The sequence below is a fragment of the Streptomyces fructofermentans genome, assembly GCF_014651055.1.
Lineage (GTDB): Bacteria > Actinomycetota > Actinomycetes > Streptomycetales > Streptomycetaceae > Streptomyces > Streptomyces fructofermentans.
Genome location: NZ_BMWD01000003.1, coordinates 14,147 through 37,329, shown reverse-complemented (window position 1 = coordinate 37,329; position 23,183 = coordinate 14,147). Strand labels below are relative to the sequence as shown.

The following is a 23,183-nucleotide window of genomic DNA, read 5'->3' as shown; positions in this document are numbered from 1 at the left end:
TCCGGGCGTGCCAATCTGGTCGAGCCCCAACCACCTCACCCACATCGGGAGTGACATCACATGGGCATCAAGGACCAGTTCCAGGAGAAGGCCAAGCAGCTCGATGCGCAGCCGCGTGAGCGTGCCGGCCGGCCGCAGGACGACGTGAACGAGCGCGGTCAGCAGCGCGAGCGCCAGCCGCAGGGGCCGCAGCGCGGGCGTCAGACGCCCGAGGGGCCGGAGCGCGTGCAGCGTGACGCGCGGGAGCGGTTCGACCAGGACTTCGATGCCTGACGGAGCGCTGCGGGTGGTGTGACCGCCCGTTCGTGAGCGTGGGGTGCCCTCCTTCTCCGGGGGCGCCCCGCGCTTCTTTGTGTTCGCGCCGTGGTTCGTCGGGTGCGGCGCCGTCGTGGCTGGTCGCGCAGTTCCCCGCGCCCCTGCGGGGGTTGGGGTCCGGTGGGTGGGTTTGCGCGGTTCCCCGCGCCCCTGGGGGGTGGGTTGGCTGGGTTGGGTGTCGGCCGTCCCGCCGGTGAGGGTTGGTCGCGCGGTTCCTCGCGCCCCTGCCTCGTGTGGTGGGTCAGGGGGTTCTTGGGGGGAGGGGTGGGCGGGACCTGTCGGGGATGTCGTCGTAGCCGGGCGGGGTGGCCGCGGGGCGGTCTGCCAGGAGGTCGAGGGCCAGGCGCACCGCGTCGTCCAGTTGGGCGTGGCGGCCCTCCGCCCAGTCCAGGGGGGTGCGCAGGGCCTCCAGATCGGGTGTGACGCCGTGGTTCTCCACGGACCAGCCGTAGGCGTCGAACCAGGCCGCGTTCATCGGCACCGTGATGACCGTGCCGTCACCCAGCGCGTGGCGGCCCGTCATGCCGACGACACCGCCCCACGTCCGCTGCCCGACCACCGGTCCGAGTCCGAGGAGCTTGAAGGCGGCCGTGATCATGTCGCCGTCCGAGGACGTCATCTCGTCGGCCAGGGCGACCACGGGACCGCGCGGGGCGTTCGACGCGTACGAGACCGGCTGGGCGTCGCGGGTCAGGTCCCAGCCGAGGATCGTCCGGGTGAGCTTCTCGACGACCAGCTCGCTGATGTGGCCGCCGGCGTTGCCGCGGACGTCGACGAGGAGGGCCGGACGCGACACCTCCAGGCGCAGGTCGCGGTTGAATTGGGCCCAACCCGAGCCGCCCATGTCCGGGATGTGCAGGTAGCCGCACCGGCCGCCGCTCAACTCCCGTACGACCGCGCGGCGTTTGGTGACCCAGTCCTGGTAGCGCAGCGGCCGCTCGTCGATCAGGGGGACCACGGCGACCCGGCGCGAGAGGCCGCCGGGACCCTGCGCCGGGGTGAAGGTCAGCTCCACGGTCGTGCCGCCCGCGCCCGCGAGCAGCGGGTAGGGGCCCGTGACCGGGTCCACCGCGCGGCCGTCCACATGTGTGAGGACCGCGCCCTCGCGGATGCCCGTACCGGCCAGCGGGGAACGCGCCTTGGAGTCCGAGGAGTCGCCGGGCAGGATGCGCCGGACGACCCACTGGCCCTCCCTGCAGACGAAGTTGGCCCCCAGCAGGCCCTGGGCCCGCTGGTAGTGCGGCGGCCCCTCGTTGCGGCGCGCCGCGGACACGTACGCGTGCGAGGTGCCCAGTTCGCCGAGCAGTTCGCGCAGCAGGTCGGCGAACTCGTCCGGGGAGGCGACCCGTTCGACCAGCGGGCGGTACTGCTCCAGGGCCGCGTCCCAGTCGATGCCGCACATGTCGGGGGCCCAGAAGTAGTCGCGGGTGAGGCGGCCCGCCTCGGCGTAGGCCTGCCGCCACTCGGCGGGCGGGTCGGCCTCGTGCAGGATGCGCCGCAGGTCGATCCAGACGGTCGAGTCGCTGTCGCCCGACTCCGTCGACGGCACGGCCCGCAGCTCGCCCTCGTCGACCACGACGAGCCGGCTGCCGTCGCCGCTGGTCGCGAACCAGTCGAGGTGGTCGACGAGTTCGGACTTCTTGGCCTTGGTGATGTTGAAGTGTTCGAGCGTGGGGCGACCACTCGTGTCGTCCGGGTTGGCGAACGTCTCGCCGAGCGCGCCGGAGATGGGCCAGCGGAGCCAGACCAGTCCGCCGCCCGCGACCGGGTACAGCGCCGAGTACTTGGACGCCGTGACCGGGAACGGGGTCACCCGGCTCTCCAGGCCCTCCATCTCCACGGTGACCGTGCACGTCGCCGTGCCGCTCCCGGTGTCGTCCGGAAGGGCGTCCGTGTCGTCCTCGACCGGGTCCAGGCCGCCCGCCGCCGGACGCCCTTCCGGGGTCAGCGCGAACGGCGACGGCGTCGCGCAGGACAACGGGACGAGGTAGGGACGGCAGCCGAGCGGGAAGGACAGGTCGCCGGTGTGGACGTCGTACACCGGGTCGAAGCCGCGCCAGGAGAGGAAGGCGAGATAGCGGCCGTCCCGGGTGAAGACCGGGTTCTCGTCCTCGAAGCGGCCGTTGGTGACGTCGACGACGGTGTGCGCGCCCGGGCCCCGGACGCGGGCCATCTTGATCTGGCGCAGGGAGCGGCCGATGCCCGGATGGGACCAGGTCAGCCAGGTCCCGTCCGGCGAGAACGCGAGGTCGCGCACCGGGCCGTTGATGGACCGGATGAGTTCGGTGACGCTCCCGGGGCCGGGTTCCGTCCCGCCGGGCTCCTCCGGGTTTCCCGAATTGGTCGAGTTGTCCGGGTCCTCCGGGTCCTCCGGGTCCTCCGGGTCCTCCGGGTCGTCCGAGGCGTCGAGCAGCAGCAACCGCCCGTCGTGCGAGGCGACGGCGAGCCGCCCGCCCTCCGGGTCCGAGACCAGTTCCAGCACGCGGCCCAGCTCGCCCGAGGCCAGCCGTCGCGGCTCGCGCCGGCCTGTCGCGCGCGGCAGATAGGCGATCTCGACGGCGTCCTCGCCGTCCGCGTCCGTCACGTACGCCACCTGCCCGCCGGAACCGAGCATCTCCGGCAGCCGGACGCGGACCCCGGGGGTGTCCGCGATCGTGCGCGCCGGGCCGTCGCGGTGCGTGAGCCAGTACAGGCTGCCGCGGACCACGACGGCGCAGGCCCGGCCGGTCTCGTCCACGGAGATCCCGTCGACGTGCTGCGCGGCGGGCACCTGGTACGGGCGTCGGCCTGTGCGGGGGCCGCCGAGGCGTACGTCGAGGCGGCGCGGCACGGAGTCGGCGGTGAGGGCGTCGACGATCCACAGGTCGCCCGCGCACTGGTAGACGACCCGCGTGCCGTCGCTCGACGCGTGCCGGGCGTAGAAGGCGTCGTGGTCGGTGTGGCGGCGCAGGTCGGAGCCGTCGTGCTGGCAGGAGTACAGGTTGCCGATGCCCTCGTGGTCGGAGAGGAAGGCGACCCGGTCGCCGACGAACATCGGGCAGTCCACATGGCCGCCGAGGTCGGCGAGGATCCGCTGTCCGTGCACCCAGAGCCGGCCCATGGCCCCGCCCCGGTAGCGCTTCCACGACGCGGGCTCGTGCGGCGGAGTCCCGGTGAGCAGCAGGGTCCTGCGCTCCTGCGCGAAGTCGGCGACGGCGAGGGCGGAGACCGGGCCCCACGGGAGCTTGCGGCCGGGCCCGCCGTCGACGGGCACGCTGTAGGCCCACGTGTAGTACGAGAAGGGTTCGCCGTGCGAGGCGACGGCGAGGATGTCCCCGTCGGGCGACCAGCCGCACACCTGGGTGTCGGCGTTTCCCCAGTAGGTGAGCCGGCGGGCCGGGCCGCCGTCCACGGGGGTCAGGTGGATCTCCGGCACCAGGCTGCGCCAGGTCGTGTACGCGATGTGGCGGCCGTCGGGCGAGAAGCGCGGGTGGCCGACCTTCGTGCGGTCGACGGTGAGCCGCCAGGCGCGTCCCGGGTTGTCGAGGGGGGCCACCCAGAGGTCGTCCTCGGCGGCGAAGCACAGCCGGTCGCCACTGAGGTGCGGGAAGCGCAGATAGGCGGCCGATCCGTCGCCGCCGTCCGCCGGACCGGCGCCTTCCGCAGTGCCGCCGGGGCCCGCAGTGCCGCGGGGATCGGCGGTGCCGCCGGAGTCCGTGGTGCCGCGAGTGGTGGGGGCCCGGGCGTCGGCGGGGGCCGCCGCCGCGGACCCTGCGCCATCGGTGGTGTCCGTCGTCGGGGGGCGGGGCTCGCCGTCCGCCGTCGCAGGGCCGTCCGCGGTCGCTCTCTCGTGCTCGTGGCTCACCTCCCCATGCTTTTCCGGTGGGCCTGGCCCGGCAACTCGTGGCCCGGTGCGCGGCCGCCCCCGGCACGGCCCGCGGGGGTGCGGGACACCGTGACGCAGCACACGTACGAAACGGTTTCGTTTCGCACAATCCATGGGGTACCTTCAGAGCAGTACGAGACAGTTTCGATCGAGTGGATCCAGCGGACACACTGGATCCGGTGGGCATCGAGTGGAAGCGGTGAGCGGGATGGCCGAGGCGGCAACGACGCGTCGCAGCCGGATCACGCCCGAGCGCGAGGCCGAGCTGTACGCGGCCGTGCTCGACCTGCTCAGAGAGGTCGGCTACGACGCTCTGACCATGGACGCCGTGGCCGCCCGCACCCGGTCCAGCAAGGCCACCCTCTACCGCCAGTGGGGCGGCAAGGCCGAACTGGTCGTCAAGGCGATGCGGCACCAGAAGCGGGGCCGGGTCGCCGACATCGACACGGGGTCGCTGAGAGGCGACTTCCACGCGCTCGTGACCCACGAGGACGACTGCCACATGGAGCAGAACTCCGCGCTGATGCGGGGCCTGGCCATGGCCGTCCACGGGAACCCGGACCTCCTCAAGGCGTTCCGGGAACTGCTCGTCGAGCCGGAACTGGTGGAATTCCGCCGGGTCCTGCAGCGCGCGGCCGACCGGGGTGAGATCCGTGCGGACAACCCCGCGAACGACTTCGTGCTGCACATGATGATCGGTGCCTTCGCCGCTCGCACGCTGATCGACGAACTGCCGCCGACACAGGAGTTCCTCCTCTCGTACATCGACGCCGTGGTCCTCCCCGCCCTCGGCGCCTGATCCCCACCCCCCTTCGGCACCTCGCCAGCTCCACCTGACGCGACCGCTCACGTCGTCGGGCCGATGAACCCTGCCCTGATGCCCTCACCGACCTGACCGGGAGTACGCCCCCGTGGCCACATTCCTTTACAAACTCGGCCGACTCGCCTTCCGGCGACGGCACTTCGTCGCCCTCATATGGGTGGCACTGCTGACGCTCGCGGGTGTCGGCGCGGCCTCCGCGCCCGTCGCCGGATCGTCCTCCTTCTCGATTCCCGGCACCGAGGCGCAGAAGGCCTTCGACCTGCTGGAGGACCGCTTCCCCGGCATGAGCGCGGACGGGGCGACCGCACGGGTCGTCTTCGAGGCGCCCGCCGGCGAGAAGATGGCCGACAAGGACAACAAGGAGACGGTGCGCAAGGCCGTCGAGGAGCTGCGCACGGGCTCCGAGGTCACCTCCGTCGCCGACCCGTTCAAGAGCCACGCAGTGAGCGAGGACGGGTCGATCGCCTACGCCTCGGTCAACTACGAGGTCTCCGGCATGGAGCTGACGGACGCCTCGAAGGAGGCCCTGCAGGACGCGGCGCAGGAGGCGCGGGACGCGGGCCTGACCGTCGAGGTGGGCGGTGACGCGCTCCAGGCGACGCCCGAGACCGGATCCACCGAGATCGTCGGCATCGCGATCGCCGCCGTGGTCCTCGTGATCACCTTCGGCTCCCTGATCGCGGCCGGGCTGCCCCTGCTGACCGCGCTGATCGGCGTCGGCATCGGCGTCTCCACGATCACCGCGCTGGCAAGCGCGCTCGACCTGGGCTCCACGACGTCGACCCTCGCGATGATGATCGGCCTCGCGGTCGGCATCGACTACGCCCTGTTCATCGTCTCCCGCTACCGGGCGGAGCTTGCGGAGGGCCGCGAACGCGAGGAAGCGGCCGGACGGGCCGTCGGTACGGCGGGCTCGGCCGTGGTCTTCGCGGGCCTGACCGTCGTCATCGCGCTGGTCGGTCTCTCCGTCGTCAACATCCCGATGCTGACGAAGATGGGCGTCGCGGCGGCCGGCACGGTCGCCATCGCCGTCCTCATCGCGCTCACCATGATTCCCGCGCTGCTCGGATACGCGGGCCGCAAGGTCCAGCCGGCCGGCAGCAAGAGCAGGTTCCTCGGCGGCGGCCGTGCCGCGAGGAAGGCCGGCAGGCCCAACATGGGCACCCGCTGGGCGAGCTTCGTCGTCCGCCGTCCGCTCGCGGTGCTGATGCTCGGTGTGATCGGCCTCGGCGCGGCGGCCGTCCCGGCGGCCTCGCTCGAACTGGGTCTGCCGGACGACGGTTCGCAGCCGACGTCCACGACGCAGCGCCGCGCCTACGACCTGCTGTCCGACGGCTTCGGGCCCGGCTTCAACGGTCCGCTGATGGTCGTCGTCGACGCGAAGGACAGCGACGCGCCCAAGGCCGCGTTCGCCGAGGTCACCGACGAGATCAAGGACCTCGACGGCGTCGTCAGCGTGTCGCCCGCGCAGCCCAACAAGGCAGGCGACACCGCGATGATCACGGTGGTCCCGGAGTCGAAGCCGTCCTCCGTCAAGACCGAGGACCTGGTCCACTCCATCCGCGACGCGGGCGACGGGATCAGGGCCGATACGGACTCGACCGTGCTGGTCACCGGCTCCACGGCCATGAACATCGACTTCTCGCAGAAGCTCAACGACGCGCTGGTCCCGTACCTCGCGCTCGTGGTCGGGCTCGCGTTCCTGCTGCTGATCGTGGTGTTCCGCTCGATCCTCGTCCCGCTTAAGGCGGCCCTCGGCTTCCTGCTCAGCGTGATGGCGGCGCTCGGCGCGGTCGTCGCGGTCTTCCAGTGGGGCTGGCTGTCCGGGCTGATCGGCGTCGAGGAGACCGGGCCGATCATGTCGATGATGCCGATCTTCATGGTGGGTGTCGTCTTCGGTCTCGCCATGGACTACGAGGTGTTCCTCGTGACACGGATGCGGGAGGCGTACGTCCACGGCGAGAAGCCCGGCCAGGCGATCGTGACCGGGTTCAAGCACGGCGCCCGGGTCGTCTCGGCCGCCGCGGTCATCATGATCGCCGTCTTCGCCGGGTTCATCGGCTCCAGCGAGTCGATGATCAAGATGATCGGCTTCGGCCTCGCGATCGCGGTCTTCTTCGACGCGTTCGTGGTCCGCATGGCGATCGTCCCGGCGGTGCTGGCGCTGCTCGGCCGCAAGGCCTGGTGGCTGCCGAGGTGGCTGGACCGGGCGCTGCCGAACGTCGACGTCGAGGGTGAGGGCCTGCGCGCCCACGACGAGCGGTCGAAGGGCCTCGGCGGGGACGAGGACGGGGACCGGGACCGGGAGCTGGCGCGCGCCTGACGCGACGGCTCCGGCACGACCGGCCGGTGAGGGCTCCGTGGGGACGGGCGCCCTCACCGGCTTCTCCATGCGGTACGGCGCTGCCGGGGCGGCTGTCCGGGCTGTACGGCTCGGTCCGGGCGGCGGATCGTGCCGCACGGCTCCGACCGGGGGCTCGGGCCGTACGACTTCGCCCGGGGCTCTGGGCCCGGGGCCCCGGCCCGGTTCCGGTTCCGTGGCGCGGCGGCCGTCGGGTCCGGGCAGCCGCCCGAGGGGGACCGGGTCGACAGGGACCGGGTGCCGACCCGGGCCGGCCGAACTGGGCCGGCCGGAGTCGGGCTCGGCCGGAGTCGGGCTCGGCCGGATCGGAATCGGCCGGATCCGGACTCCGGCCGGTGTCGGATCGGCCGGATCGGGGCCGGCCGCTGTCGGGGCCGGTTTCACCGGGGGCCGCCGGAATCGGCGTCGGCCGGCCGGAGTAGGGGATGGCCGGGCCATCGTCGGCGGCCCGTCGCAAACCGGTTCGCACGCCGCCCGTACGCACCACTAGCGTGCCGTTCCATGACGACGACCGACACCGCTGCCGAGGGCTCCGGAGCCCACCCCCGATTCGCAGAGGCGCTCGCCGAGCTGGGGCTCGGCGAACTCGTGGCACGCGTCCGCCGCTTCCCGGACGCCACCCGCACCGCCGTGGAGGCGGCCGAGGCGATCGGCTGCGACCTGAGCCAGATCTGCAAGTCCCTCATCTTCGCGGCCGACGGTGTCCCGGTGCTGGTCCTGATGGACGGGGCGTCCCGGGTGGACATCGAGCTGGTGCGCAGGGAACTGGGGGCCGGGAAGGTCACCCGGGCGCGGGTGGAACTGGTCCGCGAGACGACGGGGTACGCGATCGGCGGCGTGCCGCCCTTCGGACACCGCACCCGGACCCGGGTCCTCGCGGACCGCTCGCTGCTGGACCACGACGTCGTGTGGGCGGCGGCGGGCACCCCGTACACCGTGTTCCCCATGGAACCGAAGGCGTTGATCGCCCAGGCGGGCGGCACTCTCGTGGACGTGCGCGAGCAGTCCGAGTGACGCCGCTCGTCACCGCGGCGGTGCTGCTCGCCGCCGTCACGCACGCGAGCTGGAACGCCATCGCGCACCGGATCACCGACAAGCTGGTCGGGTTCACGCTGATCGCCAGCGGCGGCATGCTCATCGGGCTCGCGATGGTGCCGTTCGTGCCGTTCCCGGCGGCCGGGGCGTGGCCGTACCTGATCGCCTCCGCCGTGATCCACGTCGCGTACTACGTACTGCTCATGCGGTCCTTCCGGCTGGGGGACTTCGGCCAGGCGTACCCCATCGCCCGGGGAACGGCCCCGCTCGTCGTCACCGTGCTCGCGGCGCTGTTCGCGCACGAGATGCCGGACGGCTGGGCCGCTGCGGGCGTCGCCGTGTCGTGCGCGGGCCTGACCGGCGTCGCGCTGTGGGGGCTGCGCGGCCGCCGGCCCCACTGGGCGGCGATCGGGGCCGCGCTGGCGACGGGACTGTCCATCGCCGCGTACACGGTCGTCGACGGCCTGGGCGTACGGGCCTCGGGCTCGTCGCTCGCCTACATCGCCTGGCTGATGGCGCTGGAGGGGGTCGTCATCCCGGTGTACGCCCTCCACCGGTGGCGCGGGCGGACGGTGGCCGTCCTGCGCCCGTTCGCGGTGCTCGGCCTGCTGGGCGCGGCCCTCTCCGTGCTCGCGTACGGGCTGGTCCTCTGGGCGCAGACACGCGCGGAACTCGCGCCGATCGCCGCGTTGCGGGAGTCGTCGATCATCGTGGGCGCCGCGATCGGCGCGGTGTTCTTCAAGGAGCGGTTCGGGGCGCCGCGGATCGCTGCCGCGGGTTTGCTGGTGGTGGGCATAGGCCTGATGCTCCACGCCGGCTAGCCCCGCGGCTCCCACGCCCGCGCGCCGGGGCTCTCCACGGGCCGCCGAGGTCAGCCGGGCCTTCCGGTCGGTGTACGAGGTCCCGTCGCGCGAGGTCCGCAGGCGTGCCGGGGCCGGGGCCCGCGCGGCCGGGGGCCGCGGGCGGGTGGGAGGGGCGGGCCGGAACCCCGGGGGAGTACTGCCCCGCCCCGGGCACTGCACGGACCCGGCCCGGGGCCGGCAGGCTCACGTCCGCGCGTGCGAGCCGTCCCCGGAGGGCAGCGAGGCCCGTACCGCCCGAACCAGCGCCTGGGCCCGGGGGTCGGCCGTCACCGTGCTCCGGAAGCCGTTGGTGACGTAGCCGAAGGCGACACCGGACTCCGGGTCGGCGAAGCCGAGGGAACCGCCGCGCCCGGGGTGTCCGAAGGAGCCCGGTGCCAGGAACGGCGACGAGGGGCCGTGGAGCATGAAACCGAGGCCGAAGCGCGTGCCGACCACCAGGACGCGGTCGGGGCCGGCCGACTCCTCGGCACGGGCCGCCGCCAGGGTGTCCGGCGCGAACAGGGGCGGCCGTCCGCCGGCCCCGCCGATCAGTGCCGCGTAGGAGCGGGCCAGACCGTCGGCCGTCGCTATGCCGTTGGTCGCGGGCAGTGCCGCCGCCCGGTACGCCGGGTCGTTCTGGTCGGGGAAGGGGCTGATGGCGCCGAAGGCCCGGCGGGTCAGCGACCGCGGGTCCTCGTAGGCCGCGGTGACCGACCGCTTCGGACGGGCCCGCAGCGCGCCGTCGTTCTCGGGCGCCTCGACCGGGCCGACCCGGCCCACCCGGCCGGCCTCCGCCGCGGGCAGCCCGACCCACAGGTCGGCACCCGACGGCCCGGTGACCTCGTCGGCGATCCAGTCGCCGATCCCGCGGCCCGTCGTGCGCCGCACCAGCTCACCGACGAGCCAGCCGTACGTCAGCGCGTGGTAGCCGTGGTCGGTGCCCGGCTCCCACACCGGGGCCTGGCGTGCGACGGCCTCGGCCCCGGGCAGCGGTTCGAGAGCCTGGGCCGGAGTCAGCGGCCGGTCCAGGACGGGCAGTCCCGCCCGGTGCGACAGCACCTGCCGGACCAGGACCCGTTCCTTGCCCGCCGCCTTGAACTCCGGCCAGTACGAGGCCACCGGCGCGTCCAGGTCCAGTACGCCCCGCTGGTGCAGCAGGAGCAGCGCCGCGGCGGCGACCCCCTTGGTCGCCGAGCGCACGAGCTGGGCGGTGTCCCGCTCCCAGGGAGCCGTGCCGTCGACGTCCTTCGTGCCGCCCCACAGGTCGACGACCCTGTGCCCGTCCCGATAGACGGCGACGGCCGCGCCCCGGTCCCCCAGCACCTCGAAGTTCCGTACGAACGCGTCCCTGACCGGCTCGAAGCCCTCGGCCACCGTGCCCTTCACGTCCACGTCCGCCGCCACGTCCCGCTCCCTGTCGTCGTACCGCCCGGTCCTGCCCGGTCCTGCCGGTCGGTGCAACGCGCGTCCGCCTCGGCCGATTCCTAGCCGAGCACGATCGTGACCTCGATGTTGCCGCGGGTGGCGTTCGAGTACGGGCACACCCGGTGGGCCGCATTCACGAGCTTCGACGCGATCTCCTGGTCGACTACGGGCAGCGAGACGCTCAGGGCGACCGCGAGCCCGTACCCCCGCTGCTTGTTGGGGCCGATGCCGACCTTCGCCGCGACCGTGGAGCCGGACAGGTCGAGGCCCTCGCGGCGGCCGACGAGGACGAGCGCGTTGTGGAAGCAGGAGCTGTACCCGGCCGCGAACAACTGCTCGGGGTTGGTGCCGTCGCCGTCGCCGCCCAATGCCGGCGGCATCGCGACCTTCACCGCGAGCCGGCCGTCCTGGCTGGTGACATGCCCGTCGCGCCCTCCGTGGGCGGTGGCCTCGGCCACGTACATGATCTTCGTGGGACGGCTGTCGAGCCGAGCGGCCGTGTCGGTCATGGATCGCCTCACCCCTGGGCGCGCGGAAGCAATGTGCACAAGTACATCGCACACAATGTATCCAGTGGTGAACGACTGTTCCTACCCGGGGGTAGCCCCCGGGACGGCCCCGATTCAGGTCCGCACGCGCTCCGCCAGGCTCCGCAGGTCCTCCCGCAGCCGCCGTACCTCGGCCTCGGCCAGCCGGGTCCCGGCCAGCAGGGCCGACGGCACGCACTCCGCGCGCTCCCTCAGCTCCTCGCCCCGCCCCGTGACCGCGACGAGCACCGAGCGCTCGTCCCGCGCGGAGCGCTCCCGGCGCACGAGCCCGGCCGACTCCAGCCGCTTGAGCAGGGGCGACACGGTCCCGTAGTCGAGCCGCAGGGTGGTGGCCAGCTCCTTGACGGTCAGCTCGCCGCGCTCCCACAGGACGAGCATGACCAGGTACTGCGGATACGTCAGCCCGAGTGCCTCGAGCAGCGGACGGTACGCGGCGGTCACGGCGCGCTGGGCCGCGTACAGCGCGAAGCACAGCTGGTCGTCGAGCAGCAGCGACCCCGCCGGCGGATCCTCTTCGTTCGTCACGCGCCCATTGTCACGGAGCGCGGGTCGAAGCCGAAGGGCAGCTCCAGCCGGTGCTCCCGCATCAGCGCGTCGTCCGCGAGGAGTTCGCCCGTCCTGCCGTCCGCCGCGATCACGCCCTCGCTCAGGACGAGGGCGCGGGGGCACAGTTCGAGCGCGTAGGGAAGATCGTGCGTGACCATGAGGACGGTCACGTCCAGCGACCTGAGGATGTCCGCGAGTTCGCGCCGGGAGGCCGGGTCCAGGTTGGACGAGGGCTCGTCGAGGACCAGGATCTCCGGCTCCATCGCCAGGACGGTCGCGACCGCCACCCGGCGCCGCTGCCCGAAGGAGAGGTGGTGCGGCGGACGGTCGGCGAAGGCCTCCATCCCGACCTGCTCCAGTGCCGTGCGCACCCGGGCCTCCAGCTCCGGCCCCCGCAGTCCGGAGGCGGCCGGCCCGAAGGCCACGTCCTCGCGCACGGTCGGCATGAAGAGCTGGTCGTCCGGGTCCTGGAAGACGATGCCGACCTTGCGCCGGATCTCCGCCATGTGCCGCTTGCCGACGGGCAGTCCGGCCACGGTGACGGTGCCGGCGCCGCCGGTCAGGATGCCGTTGAGGTGGAGTACGAGGGTGGTCTTGCCCGCGCCGTTCGGGCCGAGCAGCGCGACCCGTTCGCCGCGTGCGATGCGCAGGTCCACCCCGAAGAGGGCCTGGTGGCCGTCGGGATACGCGAAGGCCAGTCCGGCCACTTCCAGAGAGGGGGTCACAGCGTCCATCCCAACAGGCATACGGCGAGGGCGGCGAACGGCAGGCGGAGCGCGTAGGACCACTGCGCCCGGGACGCGGTCACCTCGTCGATGACCGGCATCGAACCGGCGTACCCCCGGCTCACCATGGCGAGGTGCACACGCTCGCCGCGTTCGTACGAGCGGATGAAGAGCGCGCCGGCGGACTTGGCGAGGACGCTCCAGGAGCGGACGCCACGGGCCTCGAAGCCGCGCGACTCGCGCGCGATCCTCATCCGCCGCATCTCGTCCGCGATGACGTCCCCGTAACGGATCATGAAGGAGGCGATCTGCACGAGCAGCGGGGGCAGCCTCAACCGCTGGAGTCCGAGCAGGAGTTCACGCAGTTCGGTCGTCGAGGCGAGCAGGACCGACGCGGCGACGCCGAGGGTGCCCTTGGCCAGCACGTTCCAGGCGCCCCACAGGCCGTTCACGCTCAGGGACACGCCGAGCACGTCCACCCGCTCGCCCTGCGCCACGAACGGCATCAGTACCGCGAAGGCGACGAAGGGCACCTCGATCAGCAGCCGTTTGAGCAGGAAGCCCGCCGGGACCCGGGCCGCGTGCGCGACTGCCGCGAGGAGCAGCGCGTACAGGCCGAAGGCCCACATCGCCTCGCGCGGGGTCGAGACGACCACGAGGACGAACGCGAAGACGGCCGCCAGTTTGGTGTGCGGCGGCAGCGCGTGCACGGGCGAGTGCCCGTGCCGGTAGAGCCGGTGCGCGTGTCCTGCGCCCATGTCAGGCCGATTCCCCCACCCGGGGTGCGCCGGTCGTGGCGGACGCGGCGGACGGGCGGCGCCTGCGTACGGACCAGAAGACGCCGGTGCCCGCGGCGACCGTGACGCCCACGCCGATGACGCCCGCGAGGCCGCCGGACAGCCGGGCCCCGGTGAGGCCCTGCACGCTGTAGTCGGCGAGCGGCGAGTCGGCCGCGCCGTGCTCCTCGACCTTGGCGTCGATGCCCTTGTCGGCGGCCACCTTCTCCAGTCCGTCGGGGCTGGCGGAGGCGTAGAAGCTGACGACGCCCGCGAGGACGAGGGAGGTGGCGAGGCCCGTCAGCCAGACCTTGCGGTGGGACCGGGCCGCGACCGGTACGGGCTCGTCCGCCGGGGCGTCCACGAGTTCGCCGCCGACCCGCAGCCTGAGGGGGGCGGTCAGTCCGCGGGCCCCGTGGACCAGGTCGGGACGGACCGCGATGACGGCGCCGACGGTGAGCGCGGTGATCGCCGCCTCGCCGATGCCGATGAGCACGTGGACGCCGACCATCGCGGTCAGCACCTTCCCGATGGGGATGTCGGTCGTGCCGCCGATCGCGTACACGAGCGTGAAGGCCGCGGCGGCGGCCGGCACCGAGAGGACGGCGGCGACGAAGGCGGAGACGGTAATGGAACGCCGTTTCCGGGGAAGAAGCTTCACCAGGCCGCGGAAGACCGCGTACGCGACGACCGTCGTGACCACCGCCATGACCGTGATGTTCACGCCGAGCGCGGTGAGGCCGCCGTCGGCGAACAGGACTCCCTGCATGAGGAGGACGACCGAGACGCACAGGACCCCTGTGAAGGGGCCCACGAGTATCGCGGCCAGCGCACCCCCGAGCAGATGTCCACTGGTCCCGGCCGCGACCGGGAAGTTGAGCATCTGCACGGCGAAGATGAAGGCGGCGACCAGCCCGGCCAGCGGGGCGGTGCGCTCGTCCAGCTCTCTGCGGGCACCGCGCAGGCTCACGGTGACTGCCGCGGCGGCGACCACACCGGCGGCGACGGAGACGGGAGCGTCGATAAATCCATCAGGCACATGCACGCGACGATGATAGTGCCTTGTTGCGAACTACTCGCAAGAGCGAGGGAACCATCAATAGGCCGGGAAGTCACCCGGGGGCGCATTGCGGAAAATATGCGACATTGGAGAGGAAGCGCCTCAAAGAGGTCCTTCGAGGTTCTCCATGGGCTCTCCGGGCGTTCGCGACGAGGGCCCCAGGCGAAGGAGCGACCGATGTCCGCCGTCGAGCAGTACGCCCGCGCCCACATCGTGACGGACGCGGCGCAGGATCCGCCCGCCGTCCCGGTGGCACTCCGGTACGACCCCGAGGCCGACCCTCCAAGGGTGCACATCACCCTGCCCGGCCGGAACGAATGGGCCTTCGCCCGCGACCTGCTCGAACAGGGGCTGCGCGCCCCGGCCGCCGCCGGTGACGTACGCATCTGGCCGTGCGGCCGCGTGCAGGCGGTCATGGAGTTCCACTCGCCGCACGGCGTGGCCGTCGTGCAGTTCGACTCGAAGACGCTGATCCGCTTCCTGCGCAAGACCTACTCGGCGACACCCGTGCGGCACTGAGCCGTCTGCCGTCTGCCGTCTGCCGTCTGCCGTCTGCCGTCTGCCGTCTGCCGACCGCCGTCCGCCCGGGCCGCGTGACCTCTCCGGTCGCGCGGCCCTCGCGTCCGGTCGCGCGGCCCTCCGCGCTGGCGCCGGCTGCCGGACGTCAGCCTCTGGTGGTCAGCTGCCCGACCTCAGCAGCGCCGCCACGATCGGCCCGGCCGCCTCGCCGCCGTGGCCGCCCTGCTGGACCACGCCCGCCGCCGCCAGGTCGCCCTTCCAGGCGGTGAACCAGCCGTTGGGCTTCTTCTGGTTGTCGACCTCGGCGGAGCCGGTCTTGGCCCCGTAGTCGGGACCGAGGCCGGACATGGCCTCGGCGGCGGTGCCGGCCGCGGCGGTGTACCTGAGCAGTTCCTTCAGCTCGGTCTGCGTCTCCTCGGACAGGGAGCGCTGCGCCTTGGCCAGCGAGCGGTCGTCGACGTCGGGAGCGACGAGGTAGGGCTGGTGGAACGTGCCCGTCTTGGCCGTGGCCACGACGGACGCCATGTTCAGCGGGTTCATCCGCACCCCGCCCTGGCCGATCAGCGAGGCCGCCTTGGAGGCCTGCGACTGGACCGGCACCGAACCGTCGAAGGTGGGCACGCCGACCGCCCAGTTGTCCATGCTCAGGCCGAAGACCTGCTGGGCCTGCTTGGTCAGGTCGTCGTCGCTCAGCTCCTTGGCCTGGCTGATGAAGGCGGTGTTGCAGGAACGCGCGAAGCTCGCCTTGAACGTGCCGCCGTCGATCTTGAACTTGTCGTCGTTCTGGAACTTCCAGCCGCCGTACGAGGAGTACTTGGGGCAGGGGTGCACCTTGTCGACCGACGCGAGCCCCTTGTCGATCAGCAGCGAGGCCGTGATGATCTTCATCGTGGAGCCGGGCGCCAGCGAGCCCTGGAACGCCGTGTTGAAGCCGTGCCCCGAGTTCGCGACGGCCAGGATCTCGCCGGTCGACGGCCGGACGACGACCACCGACGCCTTCTCGCGCGTCGTCACCTGCGCCTCGGCGGCGCCCTGGAGCTCCGGGCTGAGCGTCGTACGCACCGTGCCGGGGGTGCCCTCGCTCAGCTCCAGCAGCGTCTTGTCGGGGTTCTTGTTGGTGGTCTTGTCGTTCTTGCCGTCGTTGGTGCTCTTGGCGGTCTTCCCGGCGCCGGAGTCCTTCCCCCCGCCGCGGACCACCCGCAGCTCGATGCCGGCCTTGCCGCCCGCCTTCTTGCCGTACTTCTCCCGCAGACCGTCCAGGACCGTCCCCAGGGACGGGTACACGTCCGTGGTCAGCTCGCCGCCGTCGCGGTCGAGGGCCTTTATCGGCGGGGTGCCGGCCGCGCCGGTGACCAGCCGGTCGCCGGTCTCCAGCTCCGGGTGCACGACGGAGGCCTGCCAGTCGACGACCGGCTCGCCGTCCTTCGCGCGGCGCACGACGGTCAGCCGCGACTCGTACGCGAGGGACTTGTCCGTCCCCTTGTACGACACCGTGCCCTTGACCGAGAACGGCACGGAGGTGCCGGAGCGCTTCTTGGCGGTGAGGCTCACCTTCTTGATGTGCGCCTCCTCGCCGTACCCCGTGAGCTGGGTGCGCGCGGCCGGGACGTCGTTCGTGGCGGCCGCCGCGGCGGACACGTCGCCCTTCTGCCAGGCCGCGAGGAACGCCGTGGACGCGGACTTGACCTCGGCCGACGACAGCGGACCGGTCTTCACCGTCCCCACGCCGGAGGCCGAGCCCTCGTCGTCGGCCGCCGCGCCGCCGCCGTACAGGGTGTAGGCGGCGAGTCCCGCACCCCCGACCACCACGGCGATCAGCCCGCCGACGACGGCCGGCTTCGTCCTGCCGCGCTCTGCGGCACGCCTTCTCTTGCCCACGGCTTCCGTTCCTTCGCTGCTTCCCCGGTGCCCTGATGCTCCGCTACGAGAACGAGAGCCGCCACCCCGGAGTCCCGCCCTGTGCGGGTGAGTTCGACCACCTGTGAATCGGCGGCCTCCGGACGTTCATCCCCCCGCCCGCAGGACCTGCGCCACGATAGGCCCGGCGGCGTCACCGCCGTGACCACCCTGCTGGGCCATGGCGGCGGCCGCGATGTCCCCGCGGTAGCCGGTGAACCAGCTGTTGGACTTCTCCTGCCCGTCGACCTCGGCCGATCCGGTCTTGGCGCCGAAGTTCGGGCCGAGACCCGTCATCGCCCGGGCGGCGGTGCCGCTCGCCGCGGTGCGGTTCATCATCTGGCGCAGTTGCGCCGCGGTGCCGGCCGGCAGGCCCCCGGCCCGGGCCAGGGGCCTGTTGTCGAGGCGCTGAGGCACGATGACCGGCTGCCGGAACGTGCCCGTGACGACGGTCGCCGTGACCGAGGCCATGTTGAGCGGGCTCATCTGCACCTCGCCCTGCCCGAGCATGTTGGCCGCCGTGTTCGGGCCGCCGGAGGCGGGCACCGAGCCGTCGAAGGACGCGATGCCGGTCTGCCAGTCGTCCCGGCCGAGCCCGAAGCGGTCCCGGGCCTCCTTGGTGAGCGAGTCCACCTTCACCTCGTCGGCGTACTTCACGAAGGCGGTGTTGCAGGAGCGGGCGAAGCTCTCCGACAGGGTCGCGCCCTCGTTGGGCTCCATGCCCTCGAGGTTGCGGAAGGTCTGGCTCTGCCACACCGCGTCGTCCGGGCAGGGTGCGGGGCCCGTCGAGGTCGTGATGCCGTTGTCGATCAGCGTCGCCGCGGAGACGATCTTCATGGTGGAGCCGGGCGCGAGCTTGCCGAGGAACGCCGCGTTGAAGCCGTCCTCGCGGTGGTTGGCGACCGCCAGGACCTCCCCGGTGCTCGGCCTGACCGCGACGACCGACGACTCGGCGTACTTCCCGACGGCCTTCTCGGCCGCGGCCTGCACGCTCGCGCTGAGGGTCGTGCGCAGCCTGCCGGCCCTGCCCTCGGCGAGGGTGACGAGCGTTTCGTCGGCCGTGTTCTCGTCGGCGTGCCTGACGACCAGCTCGACGCCGGGAGTGCCGCCCGCCGTGTCGCCGTACTTGTCCCGCAACTGGTCCAGGATCGGACCGAGCGAGGGGTACTTCTTCTTCGTCAGCACCGCGCCCGACCGGTCCACGGCCTCGATGGGCGGGCTCTCGGCCTCGCCCGTGACCAGGGTGTCGCCGTCCTTGAGGTCCGGGTGGACGACAGCGGAGCTCCACGCCACCCGGGGCTTGCCCGTCGTCTGCCCGCGGACGACGGTCAGCTCGCTCTCGTACGAGAACGGCTTGCTCTTCCCGTCGTACGACACCGTGGCCGCGACGGAGAACGGCACGGTCGTGCCCGACGGGGTGCCGGGCGTGATGCGCACCTTGGTGAGGTGCGCGTCGTCGAGGTAGCCGGCCAGCAGGCGCTCGGCCGCGCCGGTGGTGTCGTTGGTCTGCTCGGCGGCCGCGGCGGCCCGCCCCTTCTCCCAGGCGGCGAAGAACAGGCCGCTGGCCTCCTCGACCTCCTCGGCCGACGGCGGTCCCGTCCGGGCGGCCTCGGGCCCGGACGCCCCGTCGACCCCGGACACGACGGTGTACGCGCCGTACCCGGCGCCCCCCACCATCACCGCGAACACACCGCCCACTAGGGCGGCCTTGGCCCCGCTGCGCATCGCGCGATCCCCTCCCGCCAACCTTTCTGAACGCGTTCAGAAAGATGTCCCATGCTCGCACTGTATGCGGGAGGAGTGGTGTATGGGGCCGCAGTGGCCAGAAGTTGTCCGAAGAGAGACGGGGCCGGGCCGTCCGGGGCCCGGACGCCGCGTCCGGGGTGCGGCGGGGCGGCGCGGTTCCGGCTGGTTCGTCCGGCACCCGGTCGCACGCGGGGTCCGGCCGTGACACGGCGGGAGGGCGCGGCGGCGTGCCACGCCCTCCCCTCCGGTCCGCCGGCGCCGGGCCGCTCAGACCCAGGTGTCCAGCCACATCCGCGAGCGCCAGTGCTCGATGGGGATCGCCTGGCCGGTGTAGATGGGCCAGAAGTAGATGAAGTTCCAGACGATGAGCAGGACCAGCGCGCCCGAGGCCGCCGCGCCCACCACGCGGCGGCGTTCGGACGAGCCGGGCGGGCCGAGGAGCGCGCCGATCATCATGGCCACGGCCAGGCACAGGAACGGGACGAAGACGACGGCGTAGAAGAAGAAGATCGTCCGTTCCTGGTAGAAGAACCAGGGCAGGTAGCCCGCGACGATGCCGCACGCGATCGCCCCGGCCCGCCAGTCGCGGCGGAACAGCCAGCGCCACAGCACGTAGAGCAGCGCGAAGGCGCCCGCCCACCACAGGAGCGGGGTGCCGAGGGCGAGGACCTCGCGGGCGCACTTCTCGGCCGTGTCCGCGGGGCAGCCGTCCTTGCCGGGGAGCGGGGACTCGTAGAAGTACGAGACCGGGCGGCCGGTGACGATCCAGCTCCACGGGTTCGACTCGTAGGTGTGCGGGGAGTGCAGGCCGACATGGAACTCGTAGACCTGTGACTCGTAGTGCCACAGGCTGCGCCACCAGTCGGGGAACAGCCAGGACCAGTCGCTGGTCCGGCCGTCGGCCGTGGCCCAGTCGCGGTAGTAGCCGCCGGTGCCGTCCTTGGCGGACAGGAACCAGCCGGTCCACGAGACGACGTACGTGGCCACGGCGACCGGCACGGTGGCCAGGAAGGCCCAGCCCAGGTCGTGCCGGAGGACCGCGGTACGGGGGCGGCGGGCACCCGCCACGCGCCGTGAGCCGACGTCCCACAGGACCGTCAGCAGGCCGAACGCGGCCAGGATGTACAGGCCGTTCCACTTGGTGCCGATGGCCAGACCCAGCATCAGGCCCGCCGCCCAGCGCCACGGGCGCAGGCCGAGGCGGGTCGTCTCCGCGATGTGCGCGTCGGGGCGCACCACCCCGTCGGCACCCTGCCCGAGCGCCGCCGCCAGGCGTTCCCTGGCCCGGTCGCGGTCGACGACCAGGCAGCCGAAGGCCGCGAGGACGAAGAACATGAGCACCTGGTCGAGCAGCGCGGTGCGGCTCATCACGAAGTGCAGGCCGTCCACGGCCATCAGCGCGCCGGCCAGGCAGCCGAGGAACGTCGAGCGGAACAGCCGCCGGCCGATCCGGCACAGCATCAGCACGGACAGCGTGCCGAGCAGCGCCGTCATGAAGCGCCAGCCGAAGGGGGTGAAGCCGAACATCCACTCGCCGAGTCCGATGACGTACTTGCCGACCGGCGGATGGACGACGTACGCCGCGTCCGTGGGGATCGGCACGTCGCCGTTGTTCTGCAGGATCAGGTCGTTGGCGTTCTTGGCCCAGTTGACCTCGAAGCCGCGGTGGATGAGCGCCCACGCGTCCTTGGCGTAGTACGTCTCGTCGAATATCACCGCCTTCGGGCTGCCGAGGTTCCAGAAGCGCATCAGGCCCGCCACCAGCGTGACGAGCAGCGGACCTCCCCACGCCGACCAGCGGGTGATGCGGTCCGCGGCCTCCTTGCGGAGCCCGAGCGCCGCCCACAGGCGGGGGCCGGGCCCGGTGTACGCGGGCACGAGGCGGTCGCGGACGTCTTCGTCGGGTCCGGCCGCATGGCCGAACCGGCGCAGTCGCTGCTGCCACGGCGGCCGCTGCTCGTCGACGCCCTGTCCCTGCCGGGTGTCCGTGGAGGACGCGGTACTGGTCACCGCGCCATCGTAGGGAACACGTCTGTGTGAGTCCCGTGGCCCGCCCCTGCGAGGATGGAACCGTGACAGGAACTCTCGTACTCGCAGGCACGCCCATCGGGGACATCGCGGACGCGCCGCCGCGGCTGGCGGCGGAACTGGCGGGGGCCGACGTCATCGCCGCCGAGGACACCCGGCGGCTGCGGCGGCTGACGCAGGCGCTGGACGTACAGCTGTCCGGGCGCGTCGTGTCGTACTTCGAGGGCAACGAGTCGGCGCGCACGCCCGAACTCGTGGAGGCCCTGACGGGCGGGGCGCGCGTGCTGCTCGTGACCGACGCCGGGATGCCGTCCGTGTCCGATCCCGGATACCGGCTGGTCGCCGCGGCCGTCGAGAAGGACATCAGGGTCACGGCCGTGCCGGGGCCGTCCGCGGTGCTCACCGCGCTCGCGCTGTCCGGGCTGCCCGTCGACCGGTTCTGCTTCGAGGGGTTCCTGCCCCGCAAGGCCGGCGAGCGGCTGTCGCGGCTGCGGGAGGCCGAGGGCGAGCGGCGGACGATGGTCTTCTTCGAGGCGCCGCACCGGCTGGACGACACCCTCGCCGCGATGGCCGAGGTGTTCGGGGACCAGCGGCGGGCCGCCGTCTGCCGCGAGCTGACGAAGACGTACGAGGAGATCAGACGCGGGCCGCTGGGCGAACTGGCCGCCTGGGCCGCCGAGGGGGTGCGCGGGGAGATCACCGTCGTCGTGGAGGGCGCTCCGGAGAAGGGCGCCGAGGACCTGGACGCCGACGAGCTGGTACGCAGGGTGCTGGTGCGCGAGGAGGCGGGGGAGCGGCGCAAGGAGGCGATCGCCGCCGTGGCCGCCGACGCGGGGCTGCCCAAGCGCGAGGTGTTCGATGCCGTCGTCGCGGCAAAGAACGCGACGCGCCGGGCCCCATGAGCCGGCAAAGGACCACGCGGTAAGGCAAAGCGGGACACCGTGCGGGCGGCCCCGCGGCAAGGAAGGCCCAAGACGGCTCCAACTCTCGACAGGTCCGGTGCGTTCACCGCGCCGGAGGAGTCCACTGGACGAAAGGGACGCATACGTCCCGGTCCACCGGACAACAGGAGCCCGCATTGAGTGAGATCGCAGGGCAGACCGGCCCGACCACCGGCGCCACCGGGAAGATCCCCGGGGAGCCCCGACACCGCACGGCGGCGACCGCCGTGGTCCACGAGTCCTACTCCTTCGCCTGCATGCGATGCGGGCACGGCTGGGAGCAGGCGTACGAGATCGAGCACCGCCTCGACACCGGGGGCACCGAGTTCGTGACCTATGTCGCGGACGGCCGTGTCGTGCCGTCACCGCTGAGCAGGCCCACGTGCGTCAACTGCGACGGCCACGTGGTGCGCATCATGCGCGCCGGGCAGGTGTCGTCCGTGCAGAGCCTGGCGCGGCGGCCAGCGCCGGGGCGCCCGCGCAGGCCCGCCGATGCCTCCGCGACCGCCTCCGCCGCGGACGCCGACACCTCCACCGACGTCTCCGACGGGCAGGGCGGGGCCGGGGCGGCCGGTCCGTCCACCGGGCCCGCCGGCCGGCAGCACCACTGGCACCTGTCCGACCTGCTGCACCCGTTCCAGCACCGCCGGGCGGGGTGACGCGCGCGCCGGCCCGGACGCCCGCGGCCCCTCCTCCCCGCCCGCGGGCACGAGACCGGCGCGACTCCTTCGCGGAGGCGACCCCTTCGTAGGATCGGTACATGCCTTCCAACGCCGAAGCCCCGCCCGCGCCGACCCCCCTGCGCGTCCCCGTCGCCGACTCCCACACCCATCTCGACATGCAGTCCGGCACGGTCGAGGAGGCTCTGGCCAAGGCCGCCTCCGTGGGTGTGACGACCGTCGTCCAGGTGGGCTGCGACCTGGCGGGCTCGCGCTGGGCGGCCGACACGGCCGCCGCGCACGACGCGGTCCACGCGACCGTCGCGCTGCACCCCAACGAGGCACCCCGCATCGTGCACGGCGATCCCGACGGCTGGTCCCGGCAGGGCGCCCGGGTGCCCGGCGGGGACGCCGCGCTCGACGAGGCGCTCGACGGGATCGACCGGCTGGCCGCACTGCCCCAGGTCAAGGGGGTGGGCGAGACCGGCCTCGACTTCTTCCGCACCGGGCCCGAGGGCATGGCGGCCCAGGAGCGCTCCTTCCGCGCCCACATCGAGATCGCCAAGCGGCACGGCAAGGCGCTCGTCATCCACGACCGGGACGCGCACGCCGACGTGCTGCGGATCCTGAAGGAGGAGGGCGCCCCCGAACGGACCGTCTTCCACTGCTACTCCGGGGACGCCGCCATGGCCGAGGTCTGCGCCCGCGCCGGCTACTACATGTCCTTCGCCGGGAACATGACCTTCAAGAACGCCCAGCCGCTGCGGGACGCCCTCGCCGCCGCCCCGCTGGAACTCGTCCTCGTCGAGACCGACGCGCCGTTCCTGACGCCGATGCCCTACCGCGGACGGCCCAACGCCCCGTACCTCGTTCCGGTCACGGTCCGTGCCATGGCCGCCGTCCGGGACCTCGACGAGGACGCCCTGGCGACGGCGATCTCGGCCAACACGGCCCGCGCGTTCGACTACTGAGCCGGCGCGGCCCGCCGTCCCCGGAGTCCGGGACCGGGGGACGCCGCGCGACACAGCGTGGTCGCGCCGCTTTGGAGAGTGACGAACGCTCCGCTAGGTTC

Annotated in this window: 19 protein-coding genes; 9 read left to right on the top strand and 10 right to left on the bottom strand. The window is 72.8% G+C overall.

What is annotated here, in order from left to right; genetic code table 11:
* Positions 1 to 60: 60 nt before the first annotated feature.
* Positions 61 to 273: a hypothetical protein gene (locus tag IE265_RS05095; RefSeq protein WP_190034136.1), complete on the top strand. Its 213-nt coding sequence runs from the start codon at positions 61 to 63 to the stop codon at positions 271 to 273.
* A gap of 283 nt (positions 274 to 556) precedes the next feature.
* Here the strand turns inward: IE265_RS05095 and IE265_RS05090 are convergent, their stop codons facing one another.
* Positions 557 to 3,910, bottom strand: coding sequence for a S41 family peptidase (locus IE265_RS05090; protein WP_190034446.1), 3,354 nt, complete (start codon positions 3,908 to 3,910; stop codon positions 557 to 559).
* A 478-nt stretch (positions 3,911 to 4,388) separates the two neighbouring features.
* Between IE265_RS05090 and IE265_RS05085 the strand changes: the two genes are divergently transcribed.
* From IE265_RS05085 to IE265_RS05070, 4 genes are all read left to right on the top strand, one after another.
* Positions 4,389 to 4,979, top strand: coding sequence for a TetR/AcrR family transcriptional regulator (locus IE265_RS05085; protein WP_190034135.1), 591 nt, complete (start codon positions 4,389 to 4,391; stop codon positions 4,977 to 4,979).
* 112 nt (positions 4,980 to 5,091) lie between these two features.
* On the top strand, positions 5,092 to 7,326 hold the full coding sequence (locus tag IE265_RS05080) for an MMPL family transporter (protein WP_190034134.1): 2,235 nt from the start codon (positions 5,092 to 5,094) through the stop codon (positions 7,324 to 7,326).
* 540 nt (positions 7,327 to 7,866) lie between these two features.
* The gene (locus IE265_RS05075; RefSeq protein ID WP_190034133.1) at positions 7,867 to 8,379 is read left to right on the top strand and encodes a YbaK/EbsC family protein; all 513 of its coding nucleotides are present in this window, start codon (positions 7,867 to 7,869) and stop codon (positions 8,377 to 8,379) included.
* A complete protein-coding gene (locus IE265_RS05070) occupies positions 8,376 to 9,221 on the top strand; it encodes an EamA family transporter (protein ID WP_190034132.1) in 846 nt (281 codons plus the stop codon). The genes IE265_RS05075 and IE265_RS05070 overlap by 4 nt, the downstream gene beginning before the upstream one ends.
* Positions 9,222 to 9,446: 225 nt before the next feature.
* Here IE265_RS05070 and IE265_RS05065 read toward each other — a convergent pair whose 3' ends face one another.
* The 6 genes from IE265_RS05065 to IE265_RS05040 form a co-directional block, all read right to left on the bottom strand.
* Positions 9,447 to 10,634, bottom strand: coding sequence for a serine hydrolase domain-containing protein (locus IE265_RS05065; protein WP_190034445.1), 1,188 nt, complete (start codon positions 10,632 to 10,634; stop codon positions 9,447 to 9,449).
* 92 nt (positions 10,635 to 10,726) lie between these two features.
* A complete protein-coding gene (locus IE265_RS05060) occupies positions 10,727 to 11,176 on the bottom strand; it encodes an organic hydroperoxide resistance protein (RefSeq protein ID WP_190034131.1) in 450 nt (149 codons plus the stop codon).
* 114 nt (positions 11,177 to 11,290) lie between these two features.
* Positions 11,291 to 11,740 carry a MarR family winged helix-turn-helix transcriptional regulator gene (locus IE265_RS05055; protein WP_190034130.1) on the bottom strand — a complete coding sequence of 150 codons (450 nt, stop codon included), beginning with the start codon at positions 11,738 to 11,740 and terminating at the stop codon, positions 11,291 to 11,293.
* Complete coding sequence (locus tag IE265_RS05050; protein ID WP_190034129.1) at positions 11,737 to 12,495, bottom strand: energy-coupling factor ABC transporter ATP-binding protein; 759 nt, start codon at positions 12,493 to 12,495, stop codon at positions 11,737 to 11,739. Before IE265_RS05050 ends, IE265_RS05055 begins: the two co-directional genes overlap by 4 nt.
* Positions 12,483 to 13,244: a cobalt ECF transporter T component CbiQ gene (gene cbiQ / locus IE265_RS05045; RefSeq protein WP_190034128.1), complete on the bottom strand. Its 762-nt coding sequence runs from the start codon at positions 13,242 to 13,244 to the stop codon at positions 12,483 to 12,485. The genes IE265_RS05050 and cbiQ overlap by 13 nt, the downstream gene beginning before the upstream one ends.
* 1 nt (position 13,245) lies before the next feature.
* The gene (locus IE265_RS05040; RefSeq protein WP_190034127.1) at positions 13,246 to 14,307 is read right to left on the bottom strand and encodes an energy-coupling factor ABC transporter permease; all 1,062 of its coding nucleotides are present in this window, start codon (positions 14,305 to 14,307) and stop codon (positions 13,246 to 13,248) included.
* A gap of 192 nt (positions 14,308 to 14,499) precedes the next feature.
* On the opposite strand from IE265_RS05040, the gene IE265_RS05035 reads away from it, so the two are divergent.
* Entirely contained in the window at positions 14,500 to 14,841 is a 342-nt protein-coding gene (locus tag IE265_RS05035) for an SsgA family sporulation/cell division regulator (RefSeq protein ID WP_190034126.1), read from the top strand.
* 159 nt (positions 14,842 to 15,000) lie between these two features.
* Here IE265_RS05035 and IE265_RS05030 read toward each other — a convergent pair whose 3' ends face one another.
* The 3 genes from IE265_RS05030 to IE265_RS05020 all read right to left on the bottom strand — a co-directional run bounded on the left by IE265_RS05030 (position 15,001) and on the right by IE265_RS05020 (position 20,493).
* Positions 15,001 to 16,719, bottom strand: a complete 1,719-nt coding sequence (locus IE265_RS05030; RefSeq protein ID WP_190034125.1) for a penicillin-binding transpeptidase domain-containing protein — start codon at positions 16,717 to 16,719, stop codon at positions 15,001 to 15,003.
* A 126-nt stretch (positions 16,720 to 16,845) separates the two neighbouring features.
* Complete coding sequence (locus IE265_RS05025) at positions 16,846 to 18,462, bottom strand: penicillin-binding transpeptidase domain-containing protein (protein WP_190034124.1); 1,617 nt, start codon at positions 18,460 to 18,462, stop codon at positions 16,846 to 16,848.
* Positions 18,463 to 18,750: 288 nt separating this feature from the next.
* Positions 18,751 to 20,493 (bottom strand): dolichyl-phosphate-mannose--protein mannosyltransferase, encoded by a 1,743-nt coding sequence (locus IE265_RS05020; RefSeq protein ID WP_190034123.1) that lies wholly within the window; start codon positions 20,491 to 20,493, stop codon positions 18,751 to 18,753.
* A 62-nt stretch (positions 20,494 to 20,555) separates the two neighbouring features.
* Here IE265_RS05020 and rsmI point away from each other — a divergent pair, with 62 nt between their 5' ends.
* The 3 genes from rsmI to IE265_RS05005 all read left to right on the top strand — a co-directional run bounded on the left by rsmI (position 20,556) and on the right by IE265_RS05005 (position 23,082).
* On the top strand, positions 20,556 to 21,413 hold the full coding sequence (gene rsmI, locus IE265_RS05015; RefSeq protein ID WP_190034122.1) for a 16S rRNA (cytidine(1402)-2'-O)-methyltransferase: 858 nt from the start codon (positions 20,556 to 20,558) through the stop codon (positions 21,411 to 21,413).
* Positions 21,414 to 21,589: 176 nt separating this feature from the next.
* A complete protein-coding gene (locus IE265_RS05010) occupies positions 21,590 to 22,111 on the top strand; it encodes a hypothetical protein (protein ID WP_373302903.1) in 522 nt (173 codons plus the stop codon).
* Between the two features lie 101 nt (positions 22,112 to 22,212).
* Positions 22,213 to 23,082: a TatD family hydrolase gene (locus tag IE265_RS05005; protein ID WP_190034121.1), complete on the top strand. Its 870-nt coding sequence runs from the start codon at positions 22,213 to 22,215 to the stop codon at positions 23,080 to 23,082.
* The last annotated feature ends 101 nt before the right edge of the window (positions 23,083 to 23,183 follow it).